The organism is Jiangella endophytica, from assembly GCF_003427025.1.
Taxonomy (GTDB): Bacteria; Actinomycetota; Actinomycetes; order Jiangellales; family Jiangellaceae; genus Jiangella; species Jiangella endophytica.
The window spans coordinates 468,523-483,938 of sequence record NZ_QVAI01000003.1 but is presented as its reverse complement, the minus strand read 5'-3'; the positions used below and the strand labels follow the sequence as shown (position 1 = coordinate 483,938).

Below are 15,416 nucleotides of genomic sequence, written 5' to 3'. Positions count from 1 at the left end.
GCGCCGGAGTCCCTTGACGAGCTGCTCGAGCACCGTCGCGCGGCTGCCGGGCAAGTCGCTGGGCTTGCGGCTGCCTGGGCTCGGTCACCTCGGCCCCTTCGCTCGCGACGACGACCGCGACCGTCGTGCCACCGACGCGCTGAGCCGGGCCGGCTCGTCCCCGTGTCCGGGCTCGGCGGTCCGCTCCGGCGGCCGGTACTCGGCGGCCGGGTCGAGCATCGCGTCGATCCGGACGAACTCGTCGTCCTCGGGGACGCTCCCCGCGCGCTGCCAGGCCACCGAGCCGATGACGGCGAGGGCGATCCCGATCAGCACCAGCCCCTGCGCGACGCCGGAGTGGGCGCCCGGCGACGGACCCGGCCAGGGCCGCAGCGCGACGACGAAGCCGGCGAGCAGGACGGCCCCGGCGGCGAGAGCGGGCGCCAGCCGGGTCAGCCAGGGCCGCCCCGGCCCGGCGAGCAGGACGACGGCGCCGACGGCGGCCGCGGCCAGCCCGGCCGCCCCGCCGATCAGGACCAGCACGGCGGCGCCGAGCACGATGATCGGCGCGGCCCGCTGCCGGCGATGCCGGGCGAGTGGCCTGGCCGTCGGCCGGGCGGTCACCGGCCGGGTGGGCGCGCCGGCCCCGAGCGGCACCGTCCGCCGCGCCCGGCGCCCGCCACCGGCGGCGACCGCCTCGCCGGACACCCGCTGGGCGGGCACCGGCGACGGCGCCGCGGGCACGCGGGTTCCCCGCCAGGCCAGCACGCCGACGACCAGCACGGCACCCAGCCCGGCCAGCAGCGCCCAGCGGTACGGGCCGTCCGGCCCGTACGTCAGCCGCACCACGCCGGCCGAGCCCACGGGCAGCACGAACCCCTGCGCCCAGCCGTCCAGCCGCACCGGCTCCAGCGCCTCACCGTTGAGGGTGGCAGTCCAACCGGTGTTGAGGTTCTCCGTGACGGCGAGGACGGCGGGCTCGTCGCGGACCGGCACGACGACCTCGCGCGCCGCCGCATCCCAGGTCTGGACGGTGACGTCCAGGGACGACGACGGCTCCGGCAGCTCGTCGACCGGCCGCAGCGTCGCCGACTCCGGCCGCACGGCGCCCGTGGACCGGACGACGACGTCGAGTGCCCCCTCGTCCACCGGCACCGGCTCGGCGCCGTCGCCGCAGGGCAGCACGTCCAGCCGCCGCCCGCGCAGCAGGTCGCCGACGGTCGCCTCGACGCGCGTGGTCACCGACGACCCGCCGACCACCAGCTCCGGGCCGTCACCGCAGGCGATGTTCACCGTGCGCGACTCGTCGACCGGCAGCCGCAGGTCGTCGGCGCCCAGCACCTCGACCTCGGACACCCCGGCCGGCAGCACCGAGCGCAGCCCGAACGCCGGGTCCCGGTCCTCGACCTCGGCGACCTCGACGATCTGGATGGTCAGCTCGTCGGTGCGCACCGGCTCCGGGAACGTGACGGCGCCGTCGTCGCCGACGTCCGTCTGGAACCGGGCCTCGCCGGCCCGCACCTCGACCAGGCTGGGCCGCGACGCCGCCAGCCATGGCTCGACCTGCAGTCGCAGCCCTTCGATGGTGCGCCGCGGCCCCCAGGTCAGCGTCAGCGACGGTGACTCGTCGTCGGGCGCGGCCACCCAGCCGGTGCCGGGATCGTGGTCGACGGCGGCCTGCGGGCGGCCGAGCGGGTCGGTGACGGCCCGCGAGCTGGCGGTCGCCACGATCGCGTCCGCATCGGGCGCGAGCAGCTCCTCCAACGACCGGCCGGGGCGCGGGCGCGCCGTCAGCTCGGCCTCGTAGTCCGCGGCGGCCGCGAGTTCGGCGCTGCGGCGCAGGTCGCGGTTCTCCTCGCCGGGCCGGGCCAGCTGCCGGGCGCACCGCGCGACGTCGGTGTCGCCGGTCGCCGTCGCGACGCACTCGCCGCGGCGGCCGTCGGCGACGGCGAAGACCAGCGTGGCCGGCGCCGGGTCGCCGGACGCCGAGCCGCCGAGGTCCGCCTCGGTCACGGCCGGCACGGCGAGCGTGCGGGTCACCTTCAAGTCGGGGACGGTGAGCTCGCGGATGCCGACGCCGCTCACGGTGCCCTCGCCGACGGCGACGACGGTCACGCGCAGTGTGCTGGTCTCGCCGGACGGGACCGCGAGCACCTGCGCGTCGTCGCCGGGGCTCAGGTCGCTCTCCAGGATCCCGGTGTCGGTCTGGACGGCGACGCGCCGCAACGGCGCGCTCACCGGGCCGCCGGTCAGCGGCGTCAGCTCGACGGAGGGGACGCGGCGCGGCTCGTCGAAGGTGATCTCCAGCCACTGCCCGACGGCGCTGCCGTACTCCCCCGACACCCAGCTGGTGCCGAGATCGTCGTCGACGGCGGCCCATGGCGAGTTCTCCGCGCCGCGCGCCATCGTCGCCCGCGGGTCCGAGCCGGACGAGGACGCCGTCACCGACGCGACCCCGTCGACGACGGCGACGGTCTCGCGCGCGAGGTCGTCGCCGGACGGCAGGAAGTCGCGCACCACCCGCCCCAGGCCGCCGTCCTCGCCGGCCCGCAGGACCTCGGTGGTGTTGTCGCGGCTGGCCCCGAACCAGACGGCGCGGCGGCGCAGGCCGTCGGTGACGACCGGCACCGGGTTCGGGTCGGCGATGCCGGCGCCGTCGCCGGCCACGAACGCCGCCCGCCCGTCCAGCAGCCCGGCGTCTCCGGCCGTCAGCAGCGACTCCGGCCCGCCGGACATCCGCAGCGTGCCGTCCAGCGGGTAGGCGTGGACGCGGTGCTCATCGACCTCGGGGTCGGCGACGGCGAAGACCTCCACGGCCGGGTACCGCACGTCCAGCCGCGAGTCCGACGCCGCAGCGGGGTCGTCGGTCGCGCCGACCTGCGGGCCGAACGCCGCGACCCGCTCGGCGCCGGGCAGGTCGGCGATGGCCTGGTGGACGAGCGCGGCGCGCGGCGCGTCGGTGCGGGACCGGTCGAGGTCGTTGCGGACGACGAGGTGGGTGACGCCCGCGCGGCGCAGCGTGTCGACGACGCCCGCGCCACCGTCGCCGGCCGCGAGCCGCGTCTCGACGGCGTCCAGCAACCGGATGTTGCCCGCCGACGAGAGCGGGACGGAGTCGCGCACCGCCCACGGGGTGTCGCCCAGCGCCTGCAGCGGCTCGTCGCGCGGCGCGCCCCAGGTGTACTCGGCGAACGACGCGCCCGGCACCAGCAGCGCCCGCCCGGTGCCGGCGTTCTCGTCCAGCCAGTCCGACGCCTCGTGCCAGTAGCCCGGGATCGCGTCGTACGAGCCCGCCTGCGGCAGCCGTCCGGCCAGCGCGGGCGTCGCCACCCCGGCGATCACCACCACGGCGAGACCGACGACGAGCACCCGGAACCGGCGCACGGAGATGGCCGGCACCCGCAGCATCGACAGCGCGTGCGCCAGCCCGAGCGCGAGCGGCAGCCGCAGGACGACGTCGAACTTGTGCACGTTGCGGAACGGCGCCAGCGGCCCGTCCAGCAGCTCGCGCACCGTCGCCGCCAGCGGCCCGGCCGCGGCGCCCACGTACCCGGCCGACACCAGCGCCAGCCCGAGCACCGCGCCGGTGAGGAACACCCGCCGCCCGGGCATGTCGCGCCGGGCCAGCCCGCCCAGCCCGATCGCCGCGATCAGCACCGTGTGCAGGATCAGCACCGGCTCGCTGGCCAGCAGCCAGCCGGCCGGCCACTGCGGACCGCCGGCCACGGACAGGTAGGACAGCCAGTGGTCGTTGCCGCGCAGCACCTCGATCGGCGACGTGTGCTGGGTGGTGTTGCCGGCCGTCTCGATCCAGTCGAGGAACGGCGGGCTGTGGGACCCGAGCAGCAGCAGCGGCACCCACCACCACACCGTCACCGCCGCGCAGCAGCCGACCCACCACGCCGCGAACCGCCAGCGCCCGGGCCAGTGCGGCGCCAGCAGCAGCCAGAGCCCGGCGGGTATGACGGCGGCGGCGGTCGCCGCCGCGTTGACCCCGCCCATGCAGAGGACGGCCAGCGCCGACAGCGCCGCGTTGCGCACGACCGGACCACCGCGCCAGGCCCGGACCAGCGGGATCAGCGCCCACGGAGCCAGCGCCGTGGGCCACGCCTCGATCGACACCGCTCCCAGCGAGACCAGGATCCGCGGCGCCAGCGCGTACACCAGGCCGCCGAGCAGCCGGGTCCACGAGCGGCCGATGCCCATCTCGCCGGCCAGCCGGACCACGCCGAGGAACGCCGCGACCAGGATCAGCGACCACCACAGCCGCTGCACCATCCAGGCGGGCAGCCCGGCGAGGTCGCCCGCCAGGTGCAGCGGGCCCATCGGCCACAGGTAGCCGTAGGCCTGGTTCTGCAGCTGCCCGAACGCGGCGGCCGGCTCCCACAGGTGCAGCGCGCGCTGCAGGAACCCGGCCGGGTCGGCGGTGAGGTCGAGTTTGGTGTCGGGGACGATCTGCCCGGGCGCCTGCCGGAACGCCAGCGCGATCAGCCCGAGGCAGCAGACGGCGAGCTGCACGTGCCACGCCGGCAGGTGACGGCGCGAAGCGCCACGGACGAATGGCAGCCGCCACGCCGGTCGGGTACCCCGTCGGCGCGGCGCGCGCCGACGGGGTAGCCGACCGCGAGGTCCGACGTCAGTCGCCCCAGAAGACTGTGCGGTCATCGGCGGCGCAGCACCACCGCGAGGTTCCACGTCGCGAGCTCACGCAGGCCCGGCACGCGGACGACGCCCCGCGCCCACCACGGGTGGTAGCGCGGGAACGCCTCGAGCAGTTCGCCGTTCGGGGTGTGCCGCGCCCACAGCAGCGCGTCGGAGACGGAGACCGGGAACAGGCTGGTGCCGTAGCGGTTCTTCGGATCGTGCCCGTGCCGGCTCGCGTACCGGCGGGCGGCGGCCTCACCGCCGAGATAGTGCCAGGGCGCGGTCTCGTGCCCGCCCCACGGCGACAGCCAGACGGTGAACGAGAGGAAGACGACGCCGCCGGGCCGGGTCACCCGCAGCATCTCCTCGGCCATCGCCCAGGGGTCCGGCACGTGCTCGAGGACGTTCGACGAGTAGCAGACGTCGACGGCCTCGTCGCGGATCGGCAACGCCATGCCGCTGCCCATGACGGTGCCCGGCTCGGGCCGGCCGCGGGCGGACAGCTCACCGAGGTCGCTGTCGACGGAGACGTAGCGGGCACCGGCCCGGCCGAACGCCTCGCGGAAATAGCCCGGCCCGCCACCGACGTCGAGCACCAACGCTCCCCGCAAATCGGCATAATCGGACAATTGCGTAATAGAGTCGGCGGCCAGCACCCCATAGAAATGATCCGGGTCACGTTGCTCGGAGAGAAATGCCCGAAACAGCCGGACCGAACGGCTCAGCGTCGCTGTATGGCCCGGGGATTCGGTGAGGAGCACGTCGGCACATTACGACAATTACCGTGGCGGTTGTGGCGATTCGTCACGACTGGTGGAAGAACGGCCCGCCGTTGGCGCCGACGGGCACCCGGTGCGGGTCCAGCGCGACGCCGGCGGTGGCCGCGGCGACCCGGCGGGCGGACCGCTCGGCCGGCGCCTCGGCGACGGTGCGGCGCAGCAGCGCGTCCCACGATCGCACCGTCTGGTCCCAGGTGAACGTCGCGGCGCGGGCGGCGGCGGCGCGACCCAGCGCGGTGCGACGGACGGCGTCGGCGAGCAGCTCGTCGGTGGCCGCGGTGAGGCCGTCGAGGTCGTCGGCGAGCAGGCCGGTGGCGCCGTCGACGATCGACTCGGCCAGACCGCCGGCACTGCGGTAGCCGATGGTGGGCACCTGGTGTTGGGCCGCCTCGACGACGGTGAGCCCCCAGCCCTCCTTCACCGACGGCGCCAGCATGAGCCAGCTGCGGGCCAGCTCCTCGTGCTTGGCCCGCTCGTCGACGAAGCCGAGGAAGTCGGTGATGTCGTCGACGCCGAGCCGCTCGGCCTCGGCGGTGAGGCGCTCGGACCACCAGCCGTCGCCGATGACGCTCACCCGCAGGCCGGGCCGGCTGGCACGAAGCCGGGCCGCGACCCGCAGGGCGTGTTCGACCCGCTTGTGCGGCACCAGGCGGCCGAGGACGCAGATGCGCGGCGCATCGGACCGCGGCGTCGTCGTGGCCGGTGCCGGCGCGGTGCCGTTGTGGACGACGTCCACTCGCTCGGGACCGACCCCGAGCTCGGCGAGTTCCGTCCGGGTGATCTCCGAGACGGTGACGTAGCGGGAGTTCCGGTACACGCGGGGCGCGAGCCGGGACTCCAGCCACCAGCCCAGCCGGGCCGTGGCACGGCCGTAGACGACCCCCCACTGCTCGCGGTGGACGTGGTGGACGAGGACGACCACGGGGCACCGGGCGGCCAGGCGGCTCCAGAACGGAATGCCGTTCTGCACGTCGACGATGACGTCGGGCCGCCCGAGTGCCCCGCTGGCCAGCATCCGGACCGCATGCGCGTAGACGGAGAACTTCCCGCCGCGCCGCACGATCCGGTAGCCGTCGCGCCGCTCCACCTTCGGCGCGCCCGGATGGGCCGCACAGAAGAACGTGACCTCGTGCCCGGCGGCAGCCAGGCCGGCGGCGACGTTCTCCACGTAGCGCTCCGAGCCGCCACCCTCCGGGTGGGTGGTGTCGCGCCAGTTGAGCAGCACGACGCGCAATGGGCGCGACTCGACCAGGGTCTCCGGGGAATGCACTGTGATGTTTTCGCTGACGCCGGGTCAGTTGTCGTCGTAGTTGATCAGCTCTTCGTGGCTGACGTCGTCGGCGTCGCTCGGCTGGCTCACGTTCACGGCGGTGACGACGGTCAGACCGGCGAGCACCACTCCCACAATGGCGGCGACAACGCCTCCGAAATTGCCCATGAACGAATGCACTCCTCGAGCGGTGCGGAAATCACGACTCTTGGGAGCGTAACGACCGTCGTCGCCGAGAGAAGGCCCTTCGAGCAACATCAGCCGATGCGACGACGAGAATGACCGAAAAGACGATATCGGCGGCAATGACTGGCGCTGCGGGCGGAATGCGGGTCCACGTGCCTATGACACCCGGAACGCGATAGAGGTCGAACGTCCCGTTGATTTCGACCGATTCGAGCGATTCGAGGAGTCCGTCCGGAACGGCGCCCGGGGTGTCCCGCTCGACCGCGACCCAGCCGACGCCGAGGACGGCAAGCTCGCCCGCAGAATCGTCGCCGTCGAGCGCTGCGGCGACCTCCGCGGCCCGGCGGTCCTCCCCCGGCACGACGGCATCGCCGACCGGCAGCGCGTCCGGGACGACGGCCTCGACGCCGAGGTACCGCGGAGCGGGGTCGAGCACCGTGCGGTCGCCGGCCCAGGAGAAGCGGCGGAACGGCTGGTACGGCAGGACGACGACGTCGCCGTGGCCGCCGTCGATGGCCGCCCTGACGTCGGACCACGCCGCCGGGTAGCTGGACGGCTCGAGCCGGCCGGCCGCCCCCCACGCGAGGTCGGGCAGGGCCGCGATGGGGAGTAGAGCGGGGATCAGCGCGGCCGCGACCGCGACGCCAGACCCCGCCCGGCCGGGTGGGCCACCCACCCTACGGGCGGGGGCCGACAACGTCGTGCGGTTCGCGGCGGCGCCGGCGGCCGTGGCGGCGCTGCTCGTGTCAGCGCGGGCGGTGCCGGCGGCCGTGGCGGCGCTGCTCGCGGCCAGCCGGACCAGCCGGGCGGCACCCGCGGCAGCGGCGAGCGCGACCAGCAGCGCGTACCAGGCGAGGAACTTCTGCCCGTCGCGGATCAGCCCGCCGCCGGGGACCTCAGACACCAGCCATTCGAGGACGCTCCCGCCGCCCGGCAGCGCGCTGCTCACCGCGACGAGGAAGCCGGTGGCGGCCAGCGCGCCCAGCGTCGCCAGCTCCGCGCGGCCCAGGTGCCGGCGCAGCTCCGTCGCGCCGAACACCGCGAGCGCCAGCACGACCACCGTCAGGGCCAGCGCGGACGGCAGTGCCCGGCTGTCCGGGACGACGCCCCCGTTCCAGATGCCGCCGAGCGTGAGCAGGCTGCCGAGCAGGCCGAGCGGCGAGTCGGAGGCGGCGGCGAACGCGGCGACGCCGGACGGGTCGGAGACGGCCGGGTCGGGCCGCAGGACGGACGGGACCACCCACGGCGCCTGGAGCAGCAGGAGGGCGACGGCACCCAGGACACGCGTGCGCCGGCCGTGCCGGCCGCCCGGAGCGAGGAGCAGCGCGCCGAACAGCGCCGCCGCGAGCAGCCCGCCGGTCGGCGTCAGCGCGGACACCCCGGCCAGCAGCACGGCCGGCGCGAGGGCCGAGGTCCGGCCGCGGCGGACCCGGCGGCCGAGGATCAGCAGCCACGGCAGCGCGGCGTACGCGATCAGCGTCGGCCAGTGCCCGATGACCAGCCGCTCGAACACGTAGGCGTTCCAGACATAGACCGACGCCGCGACCAGCCGCGTCCCCGTGCGGACCGTCGGCAGCGCCAGCCCGGCGCCGAGGGCCGCGCCGAGCACGATGCCGGCCAGCGCCAGCTTCTGCACAAGCTGCCCGGTGAGCACGGAGTCGGCCAGCGCGACCGCGGCGTCGAGCGGGACGGCCCTGGGCACCGCGCTGCTCAGCCCCACGGACGACGGCAACAGCGCTTGGTCCGGCACCGCGACCATGTCGTAGGAGAGCACGTAGCCGGGCGCCGCCAGCGGGCCGAGCATGACGGCCGTGAGCAGGACGCACCAGCAGAGCAGGATCCAGTCGCCGCGGTGCGCCCGCCGGTGCCGGGCCCCGCTGTCGGGCGCTGCGTCGCGACGGGCGACGGCCTGCGGGGCGGTCACACCAGCTCCTCCCCGCATGATCGACCTTGCCGCGAGCATAACGGTCGCGGCGGCGGCGCACGGGGCGATTCGGCCAGCTCTCCCACAGCCCGGTACGACGCGGTCCAACTCCCCGAATCCGAGTTGATCATGGAGAAGTACAGCTTCCCGCTGAACCGGAAGCTGTACTTCTCCATGATCAACTCGGGTGGCGGCGAAGGCGGCGGCGTATCCGGACGGGTGAGACGGGGCGGCCACCGGGGGGCGTGGCGGCCGCCCCGCGTCCTCAGGTGCGGCGGCTGCGGACGAACGTCGCCGCGGCGGCAGCGGCCGCGAACACGCCGAGCGCCACCACACCGCGGGTGACGTTGCGGCCGCCCTCGCCGCTCACCTCAGGGATCTCGAAGGTGAACGCCGTCTTCAGCGTCGCGCCCGCCGGCGCGCCGTTGACCAGCGCCTCGTTCTTCGCCCGATCGGCGCCGGCCTCGAGCAGCGCGTACCGGGTACCGAAGTCGGCCGCGGTCTCCTGTCCGGCGCCGGCCAGCTGCGACGCGCCCTCGGTGGACAGCCGCTGGGCGCCGTCGACGAGCTGCGGCGCGCCCTGGGCGGCCTGGAGCAGGCCGTCGTAGATCTGGACGGAGCCGTCGGCGGCGTCCTCGAGCCCGGTGGCCAGCACTCCGGCCCCGACCGCGGCCTCGTCGGCGCCGTCGGCCAGCTGATCCGCGCCGTCGGCGATCTGCCCCGCGCCGTCGGCGGCGTCCTGGGCGCCCTCGGAGAGCCGGCCGGCGCCGTCCTCGATCTGCCCGGCGCCGTCGGCGGCGTCGCGGGCGCCGTCCTCGAGCTGACCCGCGCCGTCGGCGATCCGGCCCGCGCCGTCGGCGGCATCCTGCGCGCCGGTGGCCAGCTCGCCGGCCCCTTCGGAGATCCGCAGGTTGCCGTCGTGCAGCTGGTGGGCCCCGTCGGTGAGCTGCATCAGCCCGGAGACCAGCGCGTTGCCGCCGGCGATGATCTGGTCGACGCCGTCGCTGAGGCCGTTGACGCCGCCGCGCAGGGTCTCGTCGGCCGGGAGGTCGTCGGGCTGGCCGATGCCGCCCTGCACCGACCCGACCACGCCGCTGACCAGCTGCCCGACGCCGTCGTCGAGCAGGTTCAGGCCCTGCAGCAGGCCCGGCTCGTCGCGGTCGCAGACGTCGGTGGACCGGTTGGACAGGCCGCACTGCAGCCGCAGCAGGCCGCGCAGGACCCCGTCGCCACTCGTCAGAGCGGCCTCCAGGGTGTTGAGCCCGCCGTAGAGGGTGTCCTGGTCCATGGGGTCGTCCGGGTTGGCCAGGGCGCCGCGGCCGTCGGCGAGCTGATCGCGCAGCCCGGCCAGCACCTGGTCGGTGATGACGTCGACGTCGTAGCCGAGCGTCGGGCGGGCCGTGTTCAGCAGCACCGCCTGCTCGGGCGTGTAGCAGGGCGGCCCGAACCCGCTGGTCTTCCGGTCGGCGATGTCCTGGAGGACGACGACGGCGCAGCCGAGGCGCTGGTAGGCGCCGGGCTCCGAGGCGGACTCGTGGTAGACGCCCTCGGCCATCTGCTGCAGCGCCGGGACCGCACGCTCCTCGAGGCCGACCCGGATCGTCTCCAGCCCGCCGAGCAACGTCTCGCCGTCGTCGACGTCACCGATGCCGGCGCGCAGCCGGGCGATGCCGTCGACCAGCGGCTGCGCCTGCTCGGGCAGGCCGCCGACGCCGTCGTACAGGCGGGTGAGGCCGGCATCGACGCGGTCCAGGCCGGAGCCGACCTGCTCGAGCCCGCCGATGAGCTCCGGCGCGCGGTCGCCCGCGGTCTCGAGGCCCTCGGCCAGCTGCCCGGCCCCGTCGGCGGCGTCGGAGGCGCCGTCGGCGAGCTGGTTCGCGCCCGGCGCGAGCCGGCCCCGCAGCCCTTCGGCGAGCTCCGCTCCACCGTCGGCGAGCTGCCCAGCGCCCGGCACGAGCCGCTCCGCCAGGCCCTCGGCCAGCACGCCGGCGCCCTCGGACAGCTGCGCCGCGCCCGGCGCCAGCTCGCCGTTGACGCCCTGGTAGAACACCTGCGCGCCGGCCTGCAGCTCGCGCGCACCCGGCGCCAGCTGGTCGCCGAGCCCGTCGGCCAGCTCGCGAGCGCCCGGCGCGGCCTGGTCGGACAGCCCGGTGCTCAGCTCCTGCGCGCCGTCGCGCAGCTGGATCAGCCCGCCGAGCAGGTCTGCCGCGCCGTCTCGCAGCCGCAGCAGGTTCTCGTCGATGGTCTGCGCGCCCTCGGTGAGCGCGATGCCGGAGTCGATGCCGCCCTCGTACCCGGCGACGCCGGTCGCGTACGTCGGGCTGTCCAGCGGCGACACCGGCAGCGCCGACAGCGTCGCCCGCGGGATGACGCCGTCCTCGATGACGGCCGTGTAGCCGAACTCCTGCTCGGCCGAGCCGATCGGCGGGAACAGGGTCAGCGCGTACGTCAGCCTGGTGCCGCCCCGGCCGTCGCCGCCCATGTTCGCCTCGCCGGAGCTGACGCTGGTGAACGACGGCGGCAGGGTGGTGGTCATCGTGCCGACCATGGGGACGTAGACGTCCTCCTCGGCGCTCACCATGGTGCCGGTGCCGTCGTCGTACTCGATCTCGCGCGGCTCGCCGGTCTCGTTGACGACCCGGTAGCGGACCTCCAGCTCACCGGACTCTCCCACGACGTCCCCGGCGTCGACGACCTCGCCGTCGAGCCGGTACTCCACCGACACCGACAGCGGCAGCTCGCCGGCGAAGTCGGAGACGGTGCGCCGGCGCTGCTCGCCGTCGACGTCAGTCTGCAGTAGCGCCTCGCCGTCCTCGGTGTCGGTGCCGCCGAAACCGTCGAGGTTGCGCAGGCCGTCGGTGGTGACCGGGTTGCGCAGGTCGACGCTGCCGCTGCCGGTGAGGTCGAGCTGGTCGTAGACGCGGGCGCGGTCCACGCCGCCGTCGGGGTTCAGGTAGACCTGGACGGTCTCGGTGTTGGTGACGTCGACGTCCGCGGCCGCGGCGGGCGCGACCACGAGCACGAGGGTCACGGCTCCGGCGGCCGCCGCGGCGATCCGGCGGCTCATCGCAGCGCCCCTTCCCAGAACGGGCCGCGCGAGGTGTCGTCGGCGGTCTCGCCGGGCTCGGGCTGGACGGCGTCCGGTTCGTCGTCCGAGGCGTACCGGCCGCGTTCGCGGGCCCGGTCCTCCTCGATGGTGTTGCCGAGGAACACGGTCGCGAGGAAGCCGAACGCGGCCGCGAGCAGCACGGTCGTGAGTGCCGTCGGCGAGGTCTCGACGAACTCCGGCGGCGCGGCGGTGTAGGCGACCTCGTAGGAGCCGACCACCGCGGCCGCCCCGATGAGGAACGACCACAGCGGCAGCCGGCCGGAGGTCAGGAACGCGATGAGCAGGCAGGCCAGCACCACGAGCATCGCGGCGACGCCGCGTCCGGCCGAAGTGTCCGGCAGCCAGGCGGCCCGCAGCGCGTAGCCGAGCCAGGCCAGCACCGCGCCGGCCAGCAGTCCGGCCGCCCGCTCCCACGGCGCGCGGTCCGGCACGACGCCGGTCGCCCCGCCGAGCGCCGCTCCGAGCAGGGCGACGTGTTCCAGTTCCAGCCCGAGCCAGTCGCCACCGAAGACCAGCACGCCGGTCGCCACGGCCAGGAACACTCCTGGCAGGAAATAGCCCCTCATCGCTTCCTCTCCGGCGGACGTCCGCGGCCACCGTCATCGATGAGGAGACTTCTTACCAGTCAGTAACAAGTTGCGCCAGTACTTCCGGCAAGAAACTTGGTCATGCAAGAACAACCGGACAGGCCGGGCAACCCTGGACCGATCGGCGCGACGGACTGGCACGATAGGCCCGTGCCGCAGCTCGCCAGACGCCTGCTCGGTGCCGGGCGCAGCTCCGCCGGGCTGCTCGCACTCGGCACCAGCGTCGCCAACCTGCTCGGATACGCGCTGACGGTGGTCGGGGCGCGGCGGCTCGGGCCGCACGAGTTCGGCGCGTTCAGCGCGCTGCTGGCGCTGATCATCGTCGGCAACGTCGCGGCGCTGGCGGTCCAAGCGACGACGGCGCGCGCGGCGGCCACCGATCGGCCGGTCGCGCCGGCGGTCCGCTCCGGCCTGGTCCTCGCCGTCGTCATCGGTGTCGGCCTGACGGCGCTCAGCCCGCTCGTCGAGTCGGTGCTGCAGCTGCCGTCGCCGGTGCCGGCGATCGCCGCGGCCGTCGCGATCGCGTCGCTCACCGCCACCGCGCCGTCACTGGGCATCATCCAGGGCCGTGAGCGCTTCGGGCTGCTGGCGGCACTGGTGACGGTCCAGGCGGCGCTGCGGGTCGGCGGCGGGCTGGTCGGCATGGCGCTGGAGCCGACCGCGACCAGCGCGCTGATCGGCATCGCCCTCGGCTTCGCCGCCGCGGGTCTCGTGGCCTGGCTGGTCGCGCGGCCGTCGTCGCTGCTGTCGTCGCGCGGCGGTTTCGCCGTCCGGGCAACGCTGGCGTCGGGCGCGATGCTGCTGGGCTTCGTCGTGCTCACCAACATCGACGTGATCCTCGCCCGGCACGTGCTGCCCCCGGAGATCAGCGGGCTCTACGCGGCGGGGTCGATCTTCACCAAGATCGCGTTCTGGCTGCCGCAGTTCGTGCCGATGCTGGCGTTCCCCGCGCTGACCGACCCCGCCCGGCGGCGGACCGCGGTCACGATCGGGGTGGCCGCCGTGGCGGGCTGCGGCGCGGCGCTGACGGTGCTCTGCTGGCTGGTCGCCGAGCCCGCCGTCGACCTCGTCGCCGGGCCGTCCTACGACGACGTCGTGCCGTGGGTGCCCGGGTTCGCCGGCCTCGGCGCGCTGTACGCGCTGGCGCACCTGCTGGTGTACGCGCACCTGGCGCAGCGGGACCGGTGGACCACCGGCGTGCTGTGGATCGTGCTGGCCGGCTACGTGGTGACCGTCGAGGTGTGGGCGTCGACGCTGGCCGGCGTGCTGCTGCCGGGACTGGTCGCCGCCGGGCTGATCGTGCTGTGGGGGCTGGCCCGCGAGCGGTTCGGCGCGCCGAGCCGCTACGACAGGGGCGAGAGCCCGGCGACGCTCACCTGACCGCCCCCGCGGGAACGGTCAGGTGACGCGGCGTCCGGAACTCAGCGTGCGCCGAGCCGGCCGAGCCAGCGACGCCGGCTGGTCGAGCGCGACGTGGGCGTCGCGGTGTTCGGCGTCTCGGCGACGGTCGGTGACGGCGAGTCCTCGGTGGGCGCCGGCGAGCCGGTGATGGTCGGCGGCTCGGTGGACGGCGGCGTCTCGCAGTCGGGGTCGACCACCTCACCCGTCGCGGGATCGATCACCTCACCCGTCGCCGGGTCGACTGCCGTGTCCTCCGGGCAGTCGGTGTCGGGCTCCTCGCCCGGCGGCGTCGTCGGATCTTCGGTGGGCGTCTCCGTCGGATCTTCGGTGGGCGTCTCCGTCGGATCTTCGGTGGGCGTCTCCGTCGGGGTCTCCGTGGGAGTCTCCGTCGGGGTCTCCGTGGGAGTCGGCGTGGGAGTGCGAGTCGGCGTGGGGGTGGGAGTCGGCGACGACGTGGGCGTCGGCGTCGATGTGGGCGGCGTCGTCGGCTGGTTGGTCGGCGGCGGCGTGGTGGGCGGCGTGGACGGAGGCGTCGACGGCGGAGGCGTCGTCGGCGGGGTGTTCGGCGGCGTCGTCGGCTGCGGGTCCTGCGGCGGCGTGGGTGTCGGGCTCGGGGAGCCGGACGGATTCGGCGCGTCGGTCGACGGCGGCGGCAGCGGCGGACCGGCCGGGCCAGGACCCGGGGTCTCGGTGACGTAGCCGTTGCCGTTGTCGTAGGCGCGGATCCAGGCCATCACGTTGTCGACGTACGTGGACGACGGGTTGTAGCGGAACAGCGCCGCCCGCAGCTGCGCCTCGTCGGCCAGGTTGCCGCCACCGGCGCACAGGTACTGCGCGGACGCGAGCGTGGCGTCGAAGATGTTGTGCGGGTCGACGACGCTGTCGCCGTTGCCGTCGACGCCGTAGGCCTTCCAGGTGCCCGGGATGAACTGCATCGGGCCGACGGCGCGATCCCAGACGGTGTCGCCGTCCCACCGTCCGCCGTCGCTGTCGCCGATGGACGCGAAGCCGTTGCCGTTGAGCGCCGGGCCGACGATGCGCGGCTGGACGTCGCCGCCGGCCGTGACCTGGCCGCCGTTGGCGTGCCCGGACTCGATCTTGCCGATGCCGGCGAGGATCTCCCAGCGGATGCCGCAGCCGGGCTTCTCGAGAGTCATCTGCGCCGCGGCGCTCTGATACGCCTCGAGCACGATGCTGGGGATGCCGAGGCCGCTGGCGAGTGTCTGGGTGATGACGCCCGGCGACGGGCTCGGGCCGACGATGAAGCCGGCCGCGACGGCGGCCGCATTGTCGGCGACCACCGTGACCGAGGCCTGACCGTCAGTGGGGTCGCTGGAGATGATGGCGTCGCCGCGGCCCTGATAGATGCCGTCGGAGTCGTGGCCGTCGGGATACTCGGAGGACGAGACCAACTGGGCCGGTCCCGGGAGTCCCGCCGCGCCGCCTAGGCAGAGGACCCCCGATGTCGCCACGACGGCCCCAGCTGCTCGGAACACTGGTCGCAATGCGGACTCCCGTTCTCACGACGTCCCCACGA

Annotated in this window: 8 protein-coding genes; 1 reads left to right on the top strand and 7 read right to left on the bottom strand. The window is 75.0% G+C overall.

Annotated elements, in window-relative coordinates:
- Nucleotides 1-84: 84 nt before the first annotated feature.
- The 6 genes from DZA62_RS09135 to DZA62_RS09110 form a co-directional block, all read right to left on the bottom strand.
- Entirely contained in the window at nucleotides 85-4,497 is a 4,413-nt protein-coding gene (locus tag DZA62_RS09135; RefSeq protein ID WP_198663571.1) for an alpha-(1->3)-arabinofuranosyltransferase domain-containing protein, read from the bottom strand.
- 143 nt (nucleotides 4,498-4,640) lie between these two features.
- Complete coding sequence (locus tag DZA62_RS09130; protein ID WP_269813863.1) at nucleotides 4,641-5,279, bottom strand: class I SAM-dependent methyltransferase; 639 nt, start codon at nucleotides 5,277-5,279, stop codon at nucleotides 4,641-4,643.
- A gap of 148 nt (nucleotides 5,280-5,427) precedes the next feature.
- The gene (locus tag DZA62_RS09125; protein WP_198663570.1) at nucleotides 5,428-6,672 is read right to left on the bottom strand and encodes a glycosyltransferase family 4 protein; all 1,245 of its coding nucleotides are present in this window, start codon (nucleotides 6,670-6,672) and stop codon (nucleotides 5,428-5,430) included.
- Between the two features lie 199 nt (nucleotides 6,673-6,871).
- Nucleotides 6,872-8,782, bottom strand: a complete 1,911-nt coding sequence (locus DZA62_RS09120; RefSeq protein WP_116948523.1) for a hypothetical protein — start codon at nucleotides 8,780-8,782, stop codon at nucleotides 6,872-6,874.
- 265 nt (nucleotides 8,783-9,047) lie between these two features.
- The gene (locus DZA62_RS09115) at nucleotides 9,048-11,849 is read right to left on the bottom strand and encodes a hypothetical protein (protein ID WP_116948522.1); all 2,802 of its coding nucleotides are present in this window, start codon (nucleotides 11,847-11,849) and stop codon (nucleotides 9,048-9,050) included.
- Nucleotides 11,846-12,457, bottom strand: coding sequence for a hypothetical protein (locus DZA62_RS09110; RefSeq protein ID WP_157987562.1), 612 nt, complete (start codon nucleotides 12,455-12,457; stop codon nucleotides 11,846-11,848). The genes DZA62_RS09115 and DZA62_RS09110 overlap by 4 nt, the downstream gene beginning before the upstream one ends.
- Before the next feature lie 171 nt (nucleotides 12,458-12,628).
- Between DZA62_RS09110 and DZA62_RS09105 the strand changes: the two genes are divergently transcribed.
- The gene (locus DZA62_RS09105) at nucleotides 12,629-13,858 is read left to right on the top strand and encodes a lipopolysaccharide biosynthesis protein (RefSeq protein ID WP_157987561.1); all 1,230 of its coding nucleotides are present in this window, start codon (nucleotides 12,629-12,631) and stop codon (nucleotides 13,856-13,858) included.
- A 41-nt stretch (nucleotides 13,859-13,899) separates the two neighbouring features.
- Here the strand turns inward: DZA62_RS09105 and DZA62_RS36280 are convergent, their stop codons facing one another.
- On the bottom strand, nucleotides 13,900-15,291 hold the full coding sequence (locus tag DZA62_RS36280; RefSeq protein ID WP_198663569.1) for a lytic transglycosylase domain-containing protein: 1,392 nt from the start codon (nucleotides 15,289-15,291) through the stop codon (nucleotides 13,900-13,902).
- Nucleotides 15,292-15,416 lie beyond the last annotated feature (125 nt).